This window comes from Nonomuraea sp. NPDC050022, from assembly GCF_044460705.1.
In the GTDB taxonomy this organism is placed as follows: Bacteria; Actinomycetota; Actinomycetes; order Streptosporangiales; family Streptosporangiaceae; genus Nonomuraea.
Map to the genome: position 1 here is coordinate 544,560 of NZ_JBITKE010000004.1, position 18,736 is coordinate 563,295.

Below are 18,736 nucleotides of genomic sequence, written 5' to 3' on the forward strand. Positions count from 1 at the left end.
CTTTTTCGACTGTGCACAGGCCGTCCACAAGTCATCCACCGGATGTCCCCAGGTTGTCCTCAGGATGTCCCCAACTTTATCCCCAGGCATCGCGCAGGATTTTTCAGGCGAAGATGGGGCGTACGGCCGTCGCGATCTGACGTTTCCCCTGATCCACAGTGTTATCCACAGGCTGTGCATAACGGTCAGGATCCGCGCGACGTCTGTTTGATGCGCATTGTTAGCTCGTTGACCTGGTTGTACATCGACCTGCGCTCCGCGATGAGCGAGCGGATCTTGCGCTCGGCATGCATGACGGTCGTGTGATCGCGGCCGCCGAACTGCTGCCCGATCTTCGGCAGTGAGAGGTCGGTCAGCTCGCGTACCAGATACATCGCGATCTGCCTGGCGTTGACCAGAGCCCGGCTGCGCGAGCTGCCGCAGAGGTCGTCGATGCTGATGCCGAAGTATTCGGCGGTCTTGGCCATGATCGTGGCGATGGTGATCTCGCCGCCGCCGTCGGAGGTGATCAGGTCCTTCAACACCACCTCGGCCAGCTGGAGGTCGACGCCCTGCCGGTTGAGGCTGGCGAAGGCGGTGACCCTGATCAGGGCACCCTCCAACTCGCGGATGTTGGTGGAGATGCGGCTGGCGATGTACTCCAGGACCTCGGGCGGGGCGGCCAGGCCCTCCTGGATGGCCTTCTTCCTGAGGATCGCGATGCGGGTCTCCAGCTCGGGCGGCTGGACATCGGTGATCAGGCCCCACTCGAACCGGTTGCGCAGCCGGTCCTCCAGCGTGATCAGCTGCTTCGGCGCCCGGTCGCTGGAGATCACGATCTGCTTGTTGGCGTTGTGCAGGGTGTTGAAGGTGTGGAAGAACTCCTCCTGCGTCTGCTCCTTGCCCTCCAGGAACTGGATGTCGTCCACGAGCAGGATGTCGATCGCCCGGTAGCGGCCGCGGAAGCCGTCGGCCTTGTGGTCGCGGATGCTGTTGATGAAGTCGTTGGTGAACTCCTCCGAGCTCACGTATCTCACCCGCGCGCCGTCGTACAGGCTCTGGGCGTAATGCCCGATCGCGTGCAGGAGGTGGGTCTTCCCCAGGCCCGAGTCGCCATAAATAAAGAGGGGGTTGTACGCCTTTGCGGGGGATTCGGCTACGGCCACGGCGGCCGCGTGGGCGAATCGGTTGCTGGCCCCGATGACGAATGTCTCGAAGGTGTACTTCTGGTTGAGCCGGGCGGGTTCGCTGGGCTTGTTGCTCTTCGCTTCCCAGCGGTTGTGCGTCGGCTCCGGCAGTTTCTCCACAGGCGACTGCCCCTGTTCAAAAGTGAACGTGGGCTGTGGATATTCGGTGGATATCTGAGCCGGGTCCGGCTGTGGAGAATAGAACTGCGGAGGCTCGGAAGCCTGGTAGTGCTGGGCCGATGGGGGCTGTGCGTAACGTGGCTGGGGGTCCAGGCCCTGGGGATAATTTTGAGCCACAGGCTGTGGATGAAGGTCCGGCATCTGCTGCTCGGGAGCCGTCGTGTCGATCATCACGGCCAGGCGCATCGCCCGGCCGAGCTCCTGGGAGAGCGCGTGGGCCACGAGGGGGCGCAGCTTCCCCTCGATGAGGTCCTTCAGGAAGTCGTTGGGGACGCCCAGCACGATCGTGTCGTCGGCCTGGGCGATCGGGCGCACCATGGAGAGCCAGGTGCGCTGCTGTATCGGGACGTTCTCGTTGAGGAAGTTGCTCAGGGCCCTCGCCCATACCTTGCCGAGGTCGACATGGTTCATGTGCGGTGCCCCTCCTTCCTCTCGCGGCCCCCCGCGATAGATCGTTTACCGCCTGCCCAGTGCGGGCATTGGCCTGTTGCGGCCTGATTATTGGCGCTTCGCACACGTACGTCACAAGTCGTCGGTGCACCGTCACTGGCTGTCCACCGGGGCGAGTTATCCACATGGAGCTCCCACCCGCAGGGGCGGCCGGCGCCTTGGTCCACAGCGTGTCGGCCGAGCTGGACGCCCACACCATCCACAGGCCATCCACAAGTTATGCACAGGCTTTGAGCGGCTCTGGGAGGGCTGACAGTAGCTCTGTGCACAGCTGTGTTCAAGCGTTGTCCACAGCCTAGTGGTACCTGAGTGCACATACTGTGGACGCGGCCGAGGATGTGGAAAACCCGCATGTGGATTAGTGGATAACCCGTTCGTCCGGGCCGCCAGTTTGACCTGGGGCATGCTTGCCCCGTAACGTGCCATGGTCGGCTTGTCACGCGACGGCTATTTCGCGTGCCCTCGCTCTCTTGGCAAGCCAGCCATGTGTGTATCAGCGCCCCTGCGGCGCACCTTCAAGCCTGGAGCCCACCCGTGAGCAAGCGTACTTTCCAGCCGAACAACCGTCGCCGCGCGAAGACCCACGGCTTCCGGCTGCGGATGCGCACCCGGGCCGGTCGCGCCATCCTGGCCGCTCGCCGCCGTAAGGGCCGCGAAACGCTGTCGGCCTGATCGACTCGCGTCCGATAGTCCGCCCGCCGGTGAAGTCCGCCGGCGGGCGATAGGCGTATATGGTGCTTTCCCGTCAATCCCGCATGCGACGCGGGGAGGAGTTCGAGGCGGCCGTCAAGCGTGGGAAGCGCGCGGGCCGTCCTACCCTGGTAGTGCATCTAGGCATTTCTGGGGATTCGACGCCTCTGGTTGGTTTCGTGGTGAGCCGAGCTGTGGGTGGCGCCGCCGTCCGTAACAAGGTCAAGCGGCGGCTCCGACACCTGATGCGGGACCGTCTCGACCGGCTCCCGCGAGGTAGCCTGCTGGTGGTACGCGCCAATCCACCGGCCGCGTCAGCGCGATACGAGCACCTTGCCGCCGAGCTCGACCTCGCGTTGGATCGTTTGTTCAGGCGGCGCGAGTCCGCGATGGATGGACACAGATGACGGAGCAGCCGCAAGGGATGCCGAGCCTCCCCGCTCGGGCATTGATCATCCCGATCCGGTTCTATCGGGCCTTCATCAGCCCGATGCTCGGTCCACGTTGCCGTTTCTATCCGTCGTGCAGTGCCTACGGGCTCGAAGCGATAGCCGTACATGGTGCATTGCGCGGCACATGGCTGACTGTCCGGCGCATCGGGCGGTGCCACCCATTCCATCCCGGAGGTATAGACCCGGTGCCCCCACGCCCGGTTCGGTCCCACGAAACGCAAGGGAGATAGCTCGGTGGAGCTGTCCTGGCTGAGCTGGCTCTATGAAGCCGTAGCCCATGTCATCATCTGGATCCATCAGGGATACAGCACATTCCTCAACCCGGACAGCGGGCTGACATGGGCCCTGACCATCATCACGCTGACCGTTTTCATGCGGGTTCTGATCTTCCCGCTCTTCCTGAAGCAGATGCGCTCGTCGCGCAAGATGCAGGAACTCGCCCCCAAGGTGGCGGAGCTCCGCAAGCGCTACAAGAACGACAAGCAGCGCATGAACCAGGAAGTCATGGCGGTCTACCAGGGAGCGGGCGCCAACCCGCTCGGTGGCTGTCTGCCCGTGGTCGCGCAGTTCCCCATCTTCATCTCGATGTTCACCGTGCTGCGGGCCATGGCCGACGGCCGCCCGGTCTACGGCATGACGCAGCAGCTCGTCGACAGCGCCCGATCCGCGCACATCTTCGGTGCGCCGCTTCCGGCCAGCTTCTGGATGTCGCAGGCCCAGGTCGAGGGGTTCGGCGCCACCGTCGTCACGACGAAGATCGTGCTGGGCGTCTTCGTGGCGATCAGCTCGCTGACCACGTTCCTCACCGTCCGGCAGAGCGTCACCCGCTCCATGGCCCAAATGCCGGACAACCCCATGGCGCAGCAGCAGAAGATCCTGATGTACATCTCTCCGCTGTTCGCCTTCTTCAGCCTCAACTTCCCGCTCGGCCTGATCATGTACTGGGTCACCACGAACCTGTGGACGCTCGGTCAGCAGCACTGGTTCTACAGCCGCCACCCGATGCCGCAGTTCGACGCCAAGGGCAACGTGGTCCCGGTCGAGCCGAAGACCGGCCTGCTCTCGAAGCTCCGCAAGGGCGGCGCCACTCCGGAAGAGGAAGTGCCTTCCGCGCCGCCGGAGCCTAAGATCATTCGGCAGCAGCCCAGTCGTCAGCCCCGCAGCAAGCGCACCGGCAGCAAGAAGTCGTGAACACGAAGGAGAGGCCGGCCATGACCGAGGCCGAGCAGGAGAAGACTCCTGATCTCAACGCGCTCGAGCAGGAAGGCGAGATCGCGGCAGACTACGTCGAGGGTCTCCTGGATATCGCCGACATCGACGGCGACATCGACATGGACGTCGAAGGTGACCGCGCGCTGGTCTCGGTCGTGGGCCTCAAGGGCACCGGCCTCGTCGGGCCCGAGGGGGAAGTCCTGGAGGCGCTCCAGGAGCTGACCCGCCTGGCCGTGCACCGGCAGACGGGGGAGCGGTCCCGGCTGATGCTCGACGTCGCCGGCTACCGCGAGCGGCGCCGCGCCGAGCTCACCAAGCTCGGCACCGAGATCGCCAACGAGGTGAAGGAGAAGGGCGAGCCCAAGGCGCTGCACGCGATGACGCCCTTCGAGCGCAAGATCGTCCATGACGCGGTGGCGGCCGCCGGGCTCCGTAGCGAGTCCGAGGGGGAGGAACCGCACCGCTACGTGGTCGTACTCCCGGTCTGACCACACGTACGCACACTCGCTCGCCGACCGGCCGCCGTCCCGCACTCGGGGACGGCGGCCGGTTCGCGTGAGGGCATTCTTCATGTACGTACGGCTTGTCCGCTCGATAGCTGATTGCCACCTTTCGTGAAGCTTGGAGCATTCCGGGTCCGTGCGGAGTGCAGAGAGTGTGGCGCGCGGCGTTCATTCAGGGCGGCCCGCTAGCCTTGCCAAGTGATCGCTCACCTAGCCTTAAGTAGATAGAGACCATCGCCCATGACCCCCGAGGAAGGGCCACCCACCAGTGACCGACGAGCTGCCGCCTCCGCCCGACGAAGCGCGTGAGCTGCCGCCTCCGCCCGATGTGGCGCGAGAGGTCTTCACCGGCGAGGCTTGGGGCCGCGCACAGGCGTTTGCCGAGCTCCTCGCCGGCCCTGGGGTGGTACGCGGGCTGCTGGGCCCCCGCGAGGTCCCCCGGATCTGGGATCGTCATCTGCTCAACTGCGCCGTCGTCGCCGAGGCCGTGCCGCCGGAGGTGCGGCTGGTCGACATCGGCTCGGGCGCCGGGTTGCCGGGCCTCGTGTTGGCGATCGTACGGCAGGACATCACGGTGACCCTGTTGGAGCCGCTGCTTCGCCGTACCGTCTTCCTGGAGGAGTGCGTCGAAGCGCTCAAACTGGACAACGTCGAGGTGTTGCGCGGCCGCGCGGAAGAGCTGGCGGGCAAGCGCGAATTCGACGTCGCCAGCGCCCGCGCGGTCGCGCCGCTTGACCGGCTGCTGAAGTGGGCCATGCCACTTCTTCGCGAAGGCGGCGAGTTGATCGCCATGAAGGGGGAGCGGGCCGCGGAGGAACTTGCCGAGGCGGAGCCCCAATTGCGGGCCAGTGGGGCGAGGACAGCCGAGCTTGTGACCGTCGGGCGCGGTAAGGTCGAGCCGCCTGCAACATTGGTTCGGGTGGTAGCAGGTCGCGCGCCGGAGCCCGGTAGGCGGCGACGAAGGAGGTGACGGTCGTGCCAATCGCGTCAAGCGGTCTTGGCTGGCCGGACAGTCCTCTGTCCGAGAGTCCCAGCGGGGTTGGCTGGCCCGAAATGGGCGTGTCGCGACAGCGAATTCCTGGCACCGGCCTGCCACTGGTTGAAAGGATGGCCAACGTGACCCAGACCCCCCTAAACCCCGGTGATTCGCCGTTGGTACGAGAGGCGCTCAGCTCAGTGGTTTCACGTGAAACATCTGCCACCCAAACAGCCGCCGCCAAGGCGGGCGAAGCGCCCGGGGGAGGCGACGGCGCCTGGCCCAGGCCGCCCAAGTGCCGAGTGATCGCGGTGGCGAACCAGAAGGGTGGCGTCGGAAAGACCACGACCTCGGTCAACATCGCCGCCGCGCTCTCGATGCACGGCCAGCGCGTACTCGTTGTCGACCTCGACCCCCAGGGCAACGCCTCCACGGCCCTGGCCACCGAGCACCGGGGCGATGTCCCGGACGTCTATCAGGTGCTCGTTGACGACTTGCCGATGGCCGACATCGTCAAGGAGGTGCCGGACATGCCAGGCCTCTACTGCGCCCCCGCCACCATCGACCTCGCCGGCGCCGAGATCGAACTCGTCTCACTCGTCGCCCGCGAAGCCCGCCTCCGCCGCGCACTGGGGGCCTTCGAGGCGATCGAGCTCGACTACATCATCATCGACTGCCCGCCGTCGCTCGGCCTCCTGACCGTCAACGCCCTGGTCGCCGCCGAAGAGGTCATGATCCCCATCCAGTGCGAGTACTACGCGCTGGAGGGCCTGGGCCAGCTCCTCCGCAACGTCGACCTCATCAAGGCGCACCTGAACCCCACGCTCAGCCTGTCGACGATCGTCCTCACTATGTACGACGGCCGCACCCGGCTTGCGTCCCAGGTCGCCGACGAGGTCCGCGCCCACTTTGGGGAGACGGTCCTCAGCACGGTCATCCCGCGCAGCGTCCGCCTTTCTGAGGCGCCCAGCTATGGGCAGTCGGTGATGACGTACGACCCTGGCTCGAGTGGCGCCATGGCCTACATGGACGCCGCCCGAGAAATCGCCCACCGCGCCGCCGTCTGACCTGTTGCCGTGTCGTAGGGCTGAGCTTTGTGTGGCCGTAGGTATCTCGTACGGCCTGAATGCGGCGGCCGCCCTGCGAACCGCCCTTCTAGGGCATACAAGAGCGTAGGACCTGGCGGCGCCCCGACGGCCCCGTGGAGGCCGTGCACGCGGGGCGGGTTCGTAGGCACAACCCATAGGACCATGGGCCGCTCACCATGCCCTCCAAGTCCGGGGGCGCCCACGGGGTGCGTGATGCCGGGCGTCGACAAGACGACGTGCGATGGTAGCGCGGCGAAGACGGCATACGAGCGAAGCGCGGCACGCCGTGATACCCCCTACCTCGACCAAACTCCCCACACCCCCACTCACCTCCATCTCCCACGCCACTCACGCCTCCGGTAACCCCCGCGCCACCCCGCACATCCCACCTCCCGCACCTCCCGCGCCACCCCGCACCCTGCATCCGCAGCCCCCGCGCCGCACTCCGCACCCCTGCATCCCGCACCTCCCACCTCCTCACACACCCACACCCCCAAACTGCCGCTCCAAGATTCGAATCTTTCTGAACGGTCTGTCTTGGCGGCCAAAGCCATGGGGTACAGGGCCTGCAGAGTGCATGCCTGGTCGGATGTGTACGCGTGAGGTTGTGGCGGTGTAAATCCGGAGGAACCGCGTGTGGCGAGCGGGCACCCTGTTGCGTTGACGACGGTAACCTCTCCTGGAGTGACCGGAATCGGCCCGGTGGATGAGGAGAAGCAGTGAGTCAGCATCGGCGGGGGTTGGGCAAGGGACTCGGGGCACTCATCCCGACCGGTCCCATCGTTGACGGCACGGGGACAGTAGCCCCCGCGAATGGCGCAACGGGGGAGACCGCCGGCCCCAAGCCGATTGCCGGAGCGTACTTCAGGGAGATCGCCCTCAGCGCGATCGTTCCCAACCCACGCCAGCCCCGTGATGTCTTCGACGACGAGCGCCTCCATGAGTTGTCCGCGTCCATTCGCGAGGTCGGTCTGCTGCAACCGATCGTCGTGCGCTCGGTGGGCGGCGGTAAGTACGAGCTGATCATGGGGGAGCGCCGCTGGCGCGCTTGCAAACTGGCTGAGCTCGACCCGATCCCCGCGATCGTCCGCAACACCCAGGACGACGAGCTCCTCAGAGACGCGCTGATCGAGAACCTCCAGCGCGAGCAGCTCAACCCCTTGGAAGAAGCCGCCGCGTACCAGCAACTGCTCGACGACTTCCGGGCGACACATGAAGAGCTCGCCCAGAAGGTCGGCCGATCCCGTCCTCACATCACCAACACCCTTCGCTTGCTCAACCTCCCGCCGGAGGTCCAGCTCCGCGTCGCCGCCGGCACCGTCAGCGCCGGCCATGCCCGCGCCCTCCTCAGCCTCGACAGCCCGGAAGAGCAAATCCAACTCGCCAAGCGGATCGTCGCCGAACTTCTTTCCGTCAGAGCCGTCGAAGAGATCGTCTCCCTCGGCAGCTCAAAGGCGGCGCCCAAGGCCACCCGCGACCGCCAGCCCAACAAGCCCTCCGCGCCCGGCCTCGTCCACCTCGCAGACCGTCTCTCAGACCACTTCGAGACCAAGGTCAAAGTCGACCTCGGTCGCCGAAAGGGGCGCATCGTGGTGGAGTTCGCGACGATCGATGACCTTGAGCGCATCATCGGCACCATGGCTCCCGAGGCCGTCCGCGCCATGAAGGACGCCGAAGACTAACCCCTGTTTCACGTGAAACCATTGGCCGTTTCACGTGAAACATGACCCCTAAGGCGCCGTATCGCCTGAGGAACGACGGGGAGCATCTGCAGGAAGCCCGGCCGCGACATCAGCGGGGTGCTCGCGATCGATGTCGGTGGCCGAGGTCGAGAAGTCCTTCGGCGCCGGCGAGGCGGGTACGCCGGGCCCGCTGAACCCGATTTTCGATCCGTGGCTGTCCGTCGGAATAGCTCGTGTTTCACGTGAAACACCACCAGCTCCGACTCCACCAACCGCCGCCACTCGTACTGGCGAGCCCCCGAGCCTCGAGAGACGACCTCGGCGGGCACCCCGAGCGAACACCCGAGCGAACACCCGAGCGGCCGTCCCGAGCCGAACTCCCCGAGCGGGCGCCCCGAGCTGACGTCCCGAGCGGGCGCTCCGAGCGGGCGCCCCGAGCTGACGTCCCGAGCCGAACCCCCGGACTGGGGTCCCGAGCGGACGCTCCGAGTGGACGCGCCGAGTGGACGCGCCGAGCTGACGTCCCGAGCTGAACCCCCCGAGCCAATCCCCGAGCGAAGGTCCCGACGGGCGTCCCGAGCCAAACCCCTCGAGCGGGCGTCCCCACGGGCGCCCCGAGGCGAACATCCCGAGCGCGGGTCCCGAGCGCGGGTCCCGAGCGGGCGCCCTCAGAGGGGGCGTAGAGGTCAAGGGTGGGGGTGAAAGGCGGGTCGTGGACGATCTGCAGGCGACCGTAAGCGAGTCGCGGGCTGGCCGGGGATGGCCTCACGCAGAGCGGTGTGCGTTTTCGGCCACGCAGCCCTGCTCGTCACGGATGGAAGCCTCACGGCGAGATTGTGGATCCCACCACTCAGTGGGATACGGCCGAGCCGTGGGATGGGCGGTTGGGCGGCCTGCATGCGCCCACGCCCCGACAAGGCCGTTCTTTGGGTCTCCCACAAGCACAGCAGCGCCGCACCCCGGCTGCGCCGCGCCGGGTGCTGCCCGTGGGCGCGCCGAGTGGGCTGCTCGCTCGCGCCTCGCGGTGGCAGCCACTCCACGGTGCGGGCCGCCTTCGCCTGGCCGCACCACCGACGCCCCTGTTTCACGTGAAACCCTCCACCTGCTCTGGCGCCCCCGGCGTGCGCGGACGGCTCCGCCTCGGTCAGGTGATCCTGTGGATGGCGTCACGCAGAGCGGTGTGGTTTCTCGGCCACTCAGTCAGGTCGTCCGCAGCCCGCCCTTCACCCCCACCCTTGTCAGGCGATTTGTAGGCGAGTCGCGGGCGGGCCGGTCCGGTCCGGTCGTCATCCGCGAGTGGCGCATCCCGGTGGAACGCTTCACCGGCGCGATCTGGCAAAGCCAACGCACAACACACCGATTCACCGGCCGCGAAAAGTCGGCGGTACCTGTGCGCGAGCATCCCTAACCCCGGTTACCTGACCTTGCAGGACTTCGGCGGTATTGGCCGAGAGGCGATCCACCCCGTCTCAGGCGCCTGCGCGGCGTAGTAAGTCAGGATGTCGCCTCTGGAGCCGCCCGGCACATAACTGGTCCGGGCCAGCTTGGCGCTGGTCTCCATGTCCAAGAGAGTGCGCGTGTACGCGGGGAGCGACTTCGATCCCCGCGACTGATGCTGCTCACTGTCACGGGTGAACGTGATCGACAACGCCTGCCTGCCTAGCGGATCGGTTGCCGTGCCGTACACCTTGGTGTCGAGAAGCTCCGCCAACAGACGCAGGATCGTGGCACGAAGTTGCGGGCGGATCGGCATGGACAGAAGATTGCCCGCGAGAGGGAGGAACTCATCAAACGGCTGCTCGAACCCCCGACTCTGCCATATGCGGTGATAGTCACGGAGCTTGGCGAGCAGGCCGTTCCGGTCGGCGGGGATGGCAGCCAGATCGGCGAGCGTGAAGGCCGCGAGGGAGTAGTCCCCGACCCGAGCGTCGTCCCCGTCACGCCGTTCGCAGCCTTGGGGCTGGGCAGGGATCCGAATCGGTCGGCACTCGTCGGCCGGGTTGTCCTTGGGACAGCGCGGCTTGATCCGGGCAGGTGCTCCCGCCGCACGCCATGCGCGCTCATCGGCTGCGGAGGCAGGGAGCGCGCTCGGTACGGAGGTCTGCAGTATGGACCTCTCCGAGGAGTTCAGCGGAGCCGTTCGCTCGATGCGCTGCCGAGTCGGAAGCGACCTCGGCGTGACTCTGGCCGCCCAACGCGATCAGCAGCACCACGTCGCGATCGCGCTGCTTCAGTGCGGCCAGCGCCCCCGCGAGCGGGGCGGTGAAGCGCGCGGCGTCCACCCGATCGAGCACTCGATTCAGTGCGGGGTCCTCGTGGCCGTCCCAGTCACGCTCCGCCGCGCGGCTGAGCGCCTTCCGCCGCGTGGTCTCGGTACGGCGGTGCCGCGCGACCAGGTTGGTAGCAATGCCGTACAGCCAGGGCCTGATCTCTCCCACGGCTGGGTCGTATCCGCCGCGCAACGCCGCGAGGAACACCTCGGCGGCTAGGTCGTCAGCGTCGTCCGCGGGCAGGCGACGGGCGATGTACCGGTGGATCACGGCGAAGTAGCGGTCGAAGAGATTGGTCGGCACCACCGGTTGATCTCTCCCGCTACGCGTTTTGTACACGATCACACCTATTTCTTGCCGCGACGGTGAGAATGCTTTCACTCGCGCTGATCCACACGACCTGGAGAAGCCAGCCCGGCCCATCCTCTGAGCGCCCGACCCGGCCACCCTCCGGTCGACGCCGGGCCAACCAACCTCCGCGCGGTCCGGACCGGCCAACCTCCGGCCGACGCCGGGCCAACCAACCTCCGGACGCCCGGGCCAACCAACCTCTGGACGCCCGGGCCAACCAACCTCCGGACGCCCGGACCGGCCAATCTCCGAGCGCCCGGACCAGCCAAGCTCACCAGTGCTCATGGCGATCTACTCCCGGACGTTCGCGTCCCTCTCGCCGGCAGGAGGGCTGCAGCAACCCGCGCGAAACCGACCAGGCCAAGGTGTCGTACCGCCGGTCATAACCTGTCCCGGCCGCCAACTTCATCCAGAAGGGGCACTCCCCATCGCCCACCGCCTCCCTCGCTCTCGGGACATCACCGCCGTTGGGTGGTGTCCCATCCAACGGCGGATCAACGATCTCGTTGTGCGTTTCCGATGCGGGCGAGCAGGGTTGAGCGGGGGAGAACTACACCGCTCTGCGGGACATCCATGGACGTCCGTCGGGGGAGGGGTGTGATGGGTTGCAGCTGTGCTGGCGCGTGGATGGTTTCACGTGAAACGGGGGCGTCGGTGGTGCCTGTTAACGGACACGAGGCACTCCGGGTGGATGGACACGGACATCCTGTTCCGAAGACGTCGGTTCTCCAGGCACACCGCCATGTGGCCTTCGGTTCTGCGGACAGCGGGGGAGGCCGGACTGGCGGCAAGGTCGGAGTGGCCAGGGCCTCACGATCGCCTGGGAGTGGTGGATGTAGGGCAGCGGCCGAGGGTGATCGGTGCCGCAGGATCGCCTTCGTTGGCCCTGCGGCGATGATCGCCTGGGGGTGGCGGGCTTAGGTAGGGCAATGGCCGAAGGCGGTAGATGCCGCAGGACCTCCTCCGTCGGCCCCACGGCATCGGAGTACCCCTGCGACTCACCGAGACCCGAACGGCGTCGACGAGCTCGGCCCAGAAGCACCCTCAACGAGGCCAGTGCAGACCCCGGTGAGCGATTCCATGGTCCGTCCACCGGGAATTCTCGTGGTCGCCTACCTGGCTGGAGTCGTCTGGCCATCCGCTTGGCACGTGGTGCCCGGCTACCAGGAGTTCCTGTAGCCGCTTACAGTGCGTCCGACTAGCGGCCTGGGGAGGGTTGTTTCACGTGAAACCGTGGGCCGGAGGCTTGTGGAGTGCGTGGGCGGGGGAGGTCACGCGAATGTCAGGGCCGGAGGATCAGGGGAGGACGAGGGACTTGTGGATGTCATCGAGGAAGTCGTCTACATGATTCGGGGTGGTGTCGAAGGCGGTCATCCAGCGGACTGTCCCGGCGGTCTCGTCCCAGTAGTGGAACTGGTAGCGGGTGAGGAGGGCGGCCGCGGCCGGTTTGGGGAGTGTGGCGAAGACGGCGTTCGATTGGACGGGGTAGGCGAGGGTGAGGCCGGGGAGGTCGGCTATGCCGTTGGCGAGGCGGGTGGCCATTTCGTTGGCATGGGTTGCGTTGTGGCGCCAGAGGTCGTTCGTGAGGAGGGCCGAGAGTTGGGCTGAGACGAAGCGCATCTTGGAGGCCAACTGGAGGGACTGGCGGCGGAGGAAGGGGATGGCGTGGGCGAGGGAAGAAGAGGAGAGGACTATAACTGCCTCAGCTGCCAGCGCGCCGTTCTTGGTGCCGCCGAAGCTGAAGATGTCTACGCCGACTTCCGTGGTGATGGCACTGAGGGTGGTGTTCAGGTGGGCGGCCGCGTTTGCCAGTCTGGCGCCGTCCATGTGGAGGAGCAAGCCGGCCGCGTGGGCGGTATCAGCGAGGGCGGCGAGTTCTTCGGGGGAGTAGCAGGTGCCGAGTTCGGTTACCTGGGAGATGGAGACCACGCGGGGTTGGGAGTTGTGGTGGCTGCCCAAGGTGTCGAGTCGTGTGGTGATGTCCTGGGGGCGTAGCTTGCCATCGGCTGTGGGGGCCGTCAGGAGCTTCGCGCCCAGCAGTCGTTCTGTCGCGCCTGTTTCGTGGGTGGCGATGTGGGCGGTGTCGGCGCAGATGATGGCGTCGTAGCGGCCGAGCATGGGCGCGAGGCCGACCATGTTCGCGCCGGCTCCGTTCAGGACGGGGAAGCCTTCCGCCCCTGGGCCGAAGACGTCCTTGATGTGGTCCTCGAAGGTTGATGTCCAGCGGTCACCGCCATAGGCGGGTGCGTCCCCGTGGTTCGCCGCAGCCATGGCTTCGAGGATGGTGGGGTGGACGCCTGCGTGATTGTCGCTGGCGAAGCTCTTGGGATAGGTCGAATCGATCGGCACATGCCCAGGCTACTTTCACGACTCACAAGATTCAGAGAGGCGAGAGACGATCGGCAGGGTGGGCCCGGTGATTGGGAGGTGTCCGCTGGCTCGGGTGCTGCGTTGCTAGTTCGCGGTGATCCCCTGCTGGTGTGGTGATGCCTCCTGACGGCGGTGATGCCTCCTGTTGTGGGTGGGAGTCGGGGATGTGGATCGGCAGCGTGAGCTGACGGTGTGGGGTCCAAGCTGTGGATCGGACATCGAGGGCCCACCGGGCGTCGGCCTCACCGCGCGTGGACCCGCTCAAAAGGTGTGGGTCCCGACGAGTGAGGGGCCAAGGGGGTGAGGGGGTGAAGGGCCAAGGGGTGAAGGGCCAAGGGGGTGAAGGGGTGAAGGGGCCGGGCGTGCGAAGCGGAGCTACGCCCGGTGTTGGGTGTGCGAAGTCGAGGTAGCTCCGACGCGGGGCATGCGACGCCGAGGGTGAGTCCGGCACCGGGCCTGCGGGAAGGCCAGATGGGACAGAGGCCGGCCCGGCAAAACACCAGACGGGGCAGAGGCCGGCCCTACAAAACGGAGGGGGGTCATACCCCAGGGTGGAAGGTGGCGTGAGGTCAGCGCCAGGGGAGAGCGGGAGACGACGCGTAGACGTCAAGCGTGTACGCGGGAGGCGGCGTTCTGGAGGAGGATGCGGCAGAGGTCGCCCAGGTCTTGGCCCGCGGCCTCCGCCGCCATCGGCAGCAGCGACGTCTCCGTCATCCCAGGGGCCACGTTGACCTCCAGGAAGTGTGGCTGGTCTGAGGCGTCGACAATGAGGTCGGTGCGAGAGATGTCCCGCAGGCCCAGGGCGGTGTGGGCCGTCACGGCGGTTTCGGCGCAGGCCGCGGCTGCTTCGGGGGAGAGGCGGGCGGGCGCGAAGAACTCGGTGTGGCCGGCGGTGTAGCGGGCCGCGTAGTCGTAGACGCCCTCGTCCGGGACGATCTCGACGGCGGGCAGAGCGATGGGGCCGTTGCCCAGGTCGACGACCGAGACCGCTACTTCGACGCCCGCCACGTAACGCTCGATCAGCGCCGTGTCGCCGTACGCGAAACAGCCGACCATCGCGGCCGGGAGCTCTTCGGCGGTGCGGACGATCGAGGCGCCCAGGGCGGAGCCGCCACGGGCGGGCTTGACGAACAGGGGGAGGCCGAGATGTGCCACGATGCGGCCCAGGACGACCGTGGCGCCGAGGTCGTGGAAGGTCTCCTTGGGCAGGGTGACCGACTCGGGGGTGCGCAGGCCGACCGAGCGTACGACGCCCTTGGCGGTGGGCTTGTCGAAGGCGACGCGGCAGGCGTCGGGGTCGGCGCCGACATAGGGGACGTTCAGCAGTTCGAGGATGGAACGGATGGCGCCGTCCTCACCCGCGCCGCCGTGCAGCGTGACGAAGACCGCGTCCGGTGGGTCGGCCAGGATGGACGGCACAAGGGACGCGTCAGTGTCGCGGGCCTCCACGTCGATGCCCGCCGCCCGCAGCACCTCACTTACCCGGCGACCGGAGCGCAGGGACACCTCTCGTTCATAGGAGAGGCCCCCGGCCAGCACGAGCACGTGGCCCAGATCGCTCATTTGTTCTCCTCCGCTGATCGCACGCTGTCCAACCGTACCGGGGCTGGGGTGGAATGGTGTACGGCAGGCGCTTTCTACCGTGCGGGCCATGACCAACGGAATGCATAGATATGCACTGCGAGGGAAGAGCCGGCGTCTCAAGCGAGACGCCGGCAGGCGAGAAGAGGATCAGGCGAAAAGAGGGTCAGGCGAAAAGAGGGTCAGGCGAAAAGAGGGTCAGGCTAGGTCAGGCCCGGGCGTGTCCACGCCCGCATGCCCCCGGGCCGACCCCGTCCCGAACGTGTCCCGCAGCTGGATCTCCTGCTCGATCACCCCAGCCAACCGCCGAACCCCTTCCCGAATCCGGTCCGGCTCAGGGAAGCAGTAGGACAGCCGCATCTGCCGAGCCCCGCTCCCATCGGAGAAGAACCCGGTCCCCGGCACGAACGCCACCCGCTCCGCCACCGCTCGCGGCAGGATGGCCTTCGAGTCCAGGCCCTCCGGCAGCGTCGCCCACACGAAGAAGCCCCCGGCCGGTCGTGTCCAGGTGACCTCGGGGGGCATGAGCGCCGAGAGCGCGTCGAGCAGCGTGTCACGTCGCTCGCGATAGAGCTCCCTGAACGTTTTGATCTGCTCCTGCCACGGCTGCGTGGCGAGGTACTGGCCCACGGCCAGCTGGGTGAAGGACGAGTGCGACAGTACGGCCGACTCCATGGCCAGCACGAGCTTGTCGCGGACGGCGTGCGGCGCCAGCGCCCAGCCGACCCGGAATCCAGGGGCGAGCGTCTTGGAGAACGACCCGAGATAGACCACGCCGTCGGGATTGTCCGCCCGCAGCGCGCGCATGGGCTCGCCGTCGAAGCCGAGCAGCCCGTACGGGTTGTCCTCGATGATCAGGACACCGGCCCGCTGGCAGATGTCGAGCACCTGCTGCCGCCGCGCCAGGTTCAGGGTGACACCGGCGGGGTTGTGGAAGGTCGGGATCGTGTAGAGGAACTTGATCGGGGCGCCCGCGGTCTCCAGCGCGTAGATGGTCTGCGCGAGAGACTCGGGAATGATGCCCTGATCGTCCATGGCGATATGCACCACTTTGGCCTGGTATGCGGCGAAAGTGCCGAGGGCGCCCACGTACGACGGACCTTCGGCCAGCACCACGTCACCCGGGTCGATGAAGATCCGGGTGACCAGGTCAAGCGCTTGCTGCGAACCTACGGTGACGACCACGTCGTTCGCCCCGGCCTGAATCCCCTCCAGCCGCATCACGTCGCAGATCTGCTCGCGCAGGTGCGGATCGCCCTGGCCGGAGCCGTACTGCAGCGCGACGGGACCGCGCCTGGTGACCAGATCGGACACCAGCTCGCCGACCATGTCGAGGGGGAGGGCCGTGACGTACGGCATGCCGCCGGCGAGCGAGACCACCTCGGGCCTCGACGCGACGGCGAAAAGAGCTCGGATCTCGGAGGCGACCATCCCGGTAGCTCGCGCGGCGTACCGATCGACGTAGGCATCGATGCGCGACCCTTGGGTCGCGGGCGTCTGACCGTGATCCAGCTCTCCTGTCACGGTCCACCTCCTTGGTGTCATTTGTCGCTGAACTACCAGATTACGGCAGTCGGACATGTCGGCTGTGACCGGGCTCGACCGTCGTGGTACCCGATGGCGGGACGTCACTGGGCTACGATGCCAGCTGGGGACGCGTTTTTCGCGCGCTTTTCCGGGTCAACGATTGGGGCCGTAGTTGTCGCGTCGGCTGGTCAACATAACCCTGGACAATCTGGATGATCTGCCGCGCCGCTGTCGGCGGTGCGTCTTTTGGGAGCTCGACCCGGTCAGCGGGGAGCGCGCGATCGACTCCGGTGGTCCAGAGCTGGAGAAAGAGGCATGGATCTCCGGCACGCTGCTCGAATGGGGCAGCTGCGGCAAGATCGTGTACGTCGACGGGGTGCCCGCCGGATTCGTCATCTACAGCCCGCCGCTCTACAGCCCCCGCTCGGTGGCCTTCCCCACCTCGCCGGTCAGCGCCGACGCGGTGCTGCTGATGACCGCGCACATCATTCCGGAGTTCTCGGGCGGCGGCCTGGGCCGGATGCTGATCCAGGGCGTGGCCAAGGACCTGACGCGACGGGGCGTGAAAGCCATCGAGGCGTTCGGCGACCTCAAGTGGGAGGAGCCGAGCTGCGTGGTCCCGGCCGACTATCTGCTTTCCGTGGGCTTCAAGACGGTACGCCCGCATCTGCGCTTCCCCCGGCTCCGGCTGGAGCTGAAGACGGCCGTCTCGTGGCGCGAGGACGTCGAGGTGGCCCTGGAGCGCCTACTTGGCTCCATGAGCCCGGAACGCGCCCTTCGTCCCGTCTGACGCCGTCTCAAGGACGCCAAAGGCGAACAGGCAGAAGCCCCCTGAGCGAACCATCGCCAGGGGGCTTCCAACTGAAACGCTGCGGGCGTCGTCAGATGATGCCCTCGAGCTCGCGCAGCAGCATGGCCTTCGGCTTGGCGCCGATGATCTGCTTCACGACCTCTCCACCCTTATAGACGTTCAGGGTGGGGATCTGGAGCACACCGTAGTCGCGCGGGACATCCGGGTTCTCGTCGATGTTGAGCTTGACGATCTCCAGCTTGTCGCCGTGCTCCTTGGCGATCTCCTCGAGGATGGGCGATACCTGACGGCATGGGCCGCACCACTCGGCCCAGAAGTCAACGAGCACGGGCTTGTCGCTCTTGAGGACCTCAGCCTCGAAGGTGGCGTCGGTTACTGCCTTCACGGTGCGCTCCTTAGTTTTCGTTCGAGGCCAGCCAGCGCTCGGAGTCGAGTGACGCCGAGCAGCCGGTGCCGGCCGCGGTGATGGCCTGCCGGTAGATGTGGTCGACGACGTCGCCCGCGGCGAAGACGCCGTCGATGTTGGTCGCCGTGCTGGGCGCCTCGACCTTGACGTAGCCGTCGTCGTCGAGGTCGATCTGGCCCTTGACCAGGTCGCTGCGCGGGTCGTGGCCGATCGCCAGGAACAGCGCGTCGGTGGCCAGCTCGCATTCCTCACCGGTCTTGAGGTTGCGCAGCTTGACGGCCTCGACCTTGTCGGTGCCGAGGACGTCGACGACCTCGCTGTCCCAGATGAAGCGGATCTTGTCGTTCGCGAACGCCCGCTCCTGCATGATCTTGCTGGCGCGCAGTTCGTCACGGCGGTGCACGACAGTGACCATGCGGCCGAAGCGGGTCAGGAACGTGGCCTCCTCCATCGCGGTGTCACCACCGCCGACGACCACGATGTCCTTGTTGCGGAAGAAGAAGCCGTCACAGGTGGCACACCAGGAGACGCCCCGCCCGGACAGGCGCTTCTCGTTGGGCAGGCCCAGCTCGCGGTAGCCGGAGCCCATCGCCAGGATGACCGACTTGGCGTAGTAGGTCTCGCTGTGGGTCTTGATCACCTTGGGATTGGCCTCAAGGTCCACTTCGAGTACGTCGTCCGCGACCAGCTCGGCGCCGAACCGCTCGGCCTGCTTACGCAGGTTGTCCATCAGATCGGGGCCCATGATGCCGTCGGGAAAACCGGGGAAGTTCTCGACATCGGTGGTGTTCATCAGCGCGCCGCCCGCCGTCACCGAGCCCTCGAAGACCAGCGGCTTGAGCTCGGCGCGCGCGGAGTAGACGGCCGCCGTGTATCCAGCGGGGCCGGATCCAATGATGATCACGTTACGCACGTCGCTCAACGCTCTCACGCCTTCCTAGTCTGCTCTTGCCTGTCGCCTCAACAGATCCTAGGCCGCCGTGATTCCCGGCCCCGTCCTCAACGCACGCCCAAAGCGAAA

Annotated in this window: 17 protein-coding genes; 9 read left to right on the forward strand and 8 right to left on the reverse strand. The window is 66.8% G+C overall.

What is annotated here, in order from left to right; all coding sequences use genetic code 11:
• Nucleotides 1-185 precede the first annotated feature (185 nt).
• A complete protein-coding gene (gene dnaA, locus ACIBO2_RS19155) occupies nucleotides 186-1,757 on the reverse strand; it encodes a chromosomal replication initiator protein DnaA (RefSeq protein ID WP_358534340.1) in 1,572 nt (523 codons plus the stop codon).
• Between the two features lie 573 nt (nucleotides 1,758-2,330).
• Between dnaA and rpmH the strand changes: the two genes are divergently transcribed.
• The 8 genes from rpmH to ACIBO2_RS19195 all read left to right on the forward strand — a co-directional run bounded on the left by rpmH (nucleotide 2,331) and on the right by ACIBO2_RS19195 (nucleotide 8,399).
• Nucleotides 2,331-2,468 carry a 50S ribosomal protein L34 gene (rpmH, locus tag ACIBO2_RS19160; protein ID WP_093172456.1) on the forward strand — a complete coding sequence of 46 codons (138 nt, stop codon included), beginning with the start codon at nucleotides 2,331-2,333 and terminating at the stop codon, nucleotides 2,466-2,468.
• 59 nt (nucleotides 2,469-2,527) lie between these two features.
• Nucleotides 2,528-2,893, forward strand: coding sequence for a ribonuclease P protein component (gene rnpA, locus ACIBO2_RS19165; RefSeq protein ID WP_358534342.1), 366 nt, complete (start codon nucleotides 2,528-2,530; stop codon nucleotides 2,891-2,893).
• Nucleotides 2,894-2,910: 17 nt separating this feature from the next.
• Nucleotides 2,911-3,168, forward strand: coding sequence for a membrane protein insertion efficiency factor YidD (gene yidD, locus ACIBO2_RS19170; protein ID WP_357655404.1), 258 nt, complete (start codon nucleotides 2,911-2,913; stop codon nucleotides 3,166-3,168).
• 4 nt (nucleotides 3,169-3,172) lie between these two features.
• The gene (gene yidC, locus ACIBO2_RS19175; RefSeq protein ID WP_358534344.1) at nucleotides 3,173-4,129 is read left to right on the forward strand and encodes a membrane protein insertase YidC; all 957 of its coding nucleotides are present in this window, start codon (nucleotides 3,173-3,175) and stop codon (nucleotides 4,127-4,129) included.
• Nucleotides 4,130-4,149: 20 nt separating this feature from the next.
• Entirely contained in the window at nucleotides 4,150-4,638 is a 489-nt protein-coding gene (locus tag ACIBO2_RS19180; RefSeq protein ID WP_357939728.1) for a R3H domain-containing nucleic acid-binding protein, read from the forward strand.
• A 325-nt stretch (nucleotides 4,639-4,963) separates the two neighbouring features.
• A complete protein-coding gene (rsmG, locus tag ACIBO2_RS19185) occupies nucleotides 4,964-5,623 on the forward strand; it encodes a 16S rRNA (guanine(527)-N(7))-methyltransferase RsmG (RefSeq protein WP_358534826.1) in 660 nt (219 codons plus the stop codon).
• A gap of 137 nt (nucleotides 5,624-5,760) precedes the next feature.
• The gene (locus ACIBO2_RS19190) at nucleotides 5,761-6,696 is read left to right on the forward strand and encodes a ParA family protein (RefSeq protein ID WP_357938162.1); all 936 of its coding nucleotides are present in this window, start codon (nucleotides 5,761-5,763) and stop codon (nucleotides 6,694-6,696) included.
• A 740-nt stretch (nucleotides 6,697-7,436) separates the two neighbouring features.
• Complete coding sequence (locus ACIBO2_RS19195) at nucleotides 7,437-8,399, forward strand: ParB/RepB/Spo0J family partition protein (protein ID WP_358534346.1); 963 nt, start codon at nucleotides 7,437-7,439, stop codon at nucleotides 8,397-8,399.
• 1,414 nt (nucleotides 8,400-9,813) lie between these two features.
• On the opposite strand, the gene ACIBO2_RS19200 is transcribed toward ACIBO2_RS19195, so the two are convergent.
• The 5 genes from ACIBO2_RS19200 to ACIBO2_RS19220 all read right to left on the reverse strand — a co-directional run bounded on the left by ACIBO2_RS19200 (nucleotide 9,814) and on the right by ACIBO2_RS19220 (nucleotide 16,495).
• Nucleotides 9,814-10,152: a hypothetical protein gene (locus ACIBO2_RS19200; protein ID WP_397298178.1), complete on the reverse strand. Its 339-nt coding sequence runs from the start codon at nucleotides 10,150-10,152 to the stop codon at nucleotides 9,814-9,816.
• A 307-nt stretch (nucleotides 10,153-10,459) separates the two neighbouring features.
• Nucleotides 10,460-10,972, reverse strand: coding sequence for an RNA polymerase sigma factor (locus tag ACIBO2_RS19205; RefSeq protein ID WP_397298180.1), 513 nt, complete (start codon nucleotides 10,970-10,972; stop codon nucleotides 10,460-10,462).
• A 1,344-nt stretch (nucleotides 10,973-12,316) separates the two neighbouring features.
• On the reverse strand, nucleotides 12,317-13,369 hold the full coding sequence (locus tag ACIBO2_RS19210; protein WP_397298182.1) for a threonine aldolase family protein: 1,053 nt from the start codon (nucleotides 13,367-13,369) through the stop codon (nucleotides 12,317-12,319).
• A 627-nt stretch (nucleotides 13,370-13,996) separates the two neighbouring features.
• Nucleotides 13,997-14,953, reverse strand: a complete 957-nt coding sequence (locus tag ACIBO2_RS19215) for a D-alanine--D-alanine ligase (protein ID WP_358534356.1) — start codon at nucleotides 14,951-14,953, stop codon at nucleotides 13,997-13,999.
• 216 nt (nucleotides 14,954-15,169) lie between these two features.
• Nucleotides 15,170-16,495: a PLP-dependent aminotransferase family protein gene (locus ACIBO2_RS19220; protein ID WP_393474128.1), complete on the reverse strand. Its 1,326-nt coding sequence runs from the start codon at nucleotides 16,493-16,495 to the stop codon at nucleotides 15,170-15,172.
• 175 nt (nucleotides 16,496-16,670) lie between these two features.
• Between ACIBO2_RS19220 and ACIBO2_RS19225 the strand changes: the two genes are divergently transcribed.
• Nucleotides 16,671-17,288 carry a GNAT family N-acetyltransferase gene (locus ACIBO2_RS19225; protein ID WP_358534358.1) on the forward strand — a complete coding sequence of 206 codons (618 nt, stop codon included), beginning with the start codon at nucleotides 16,671-16,673 and terminating at the stop codon, nucleotides 17,286-17,288.
• 91 nt (nucleotides 17,289-17,379) lie between these two features.
• On the opposite strand, the gene trxA is transcribed toward ACIBO2_RS19225, so the two are convergent.
• Together trxA and trxB are read right to left on the reverse strand one after the other, a co-directional pair.
• On the reverse strand, nucleotides 17,380-17,694 hold the full coding sequence (gene trxA / locus ACIBO2_RS19230; RefSeq protein ID WP_225300927.1) for a thioredoxin: 315 nt from the start codon (nucleotides 17,692-17,694) through the stop codon (nucleotides 17,380-17,382).
• A 10-nt stretch (nucleotides 17,695-17,704) separates the two neighbouring features.
• Entirely contained in the window at nucleotides 17,705-18,637 is a 933-nt protein-coding gene (gene trxB / locus ACIBO2_RS19235) for a thioredoxin-disulfide reductase (protein ID WP_358534828.1), read from the reverse strand.
• Between the last annotated feature and the right edge of the window lie 99 nt (nucleotides 18,638-18,736).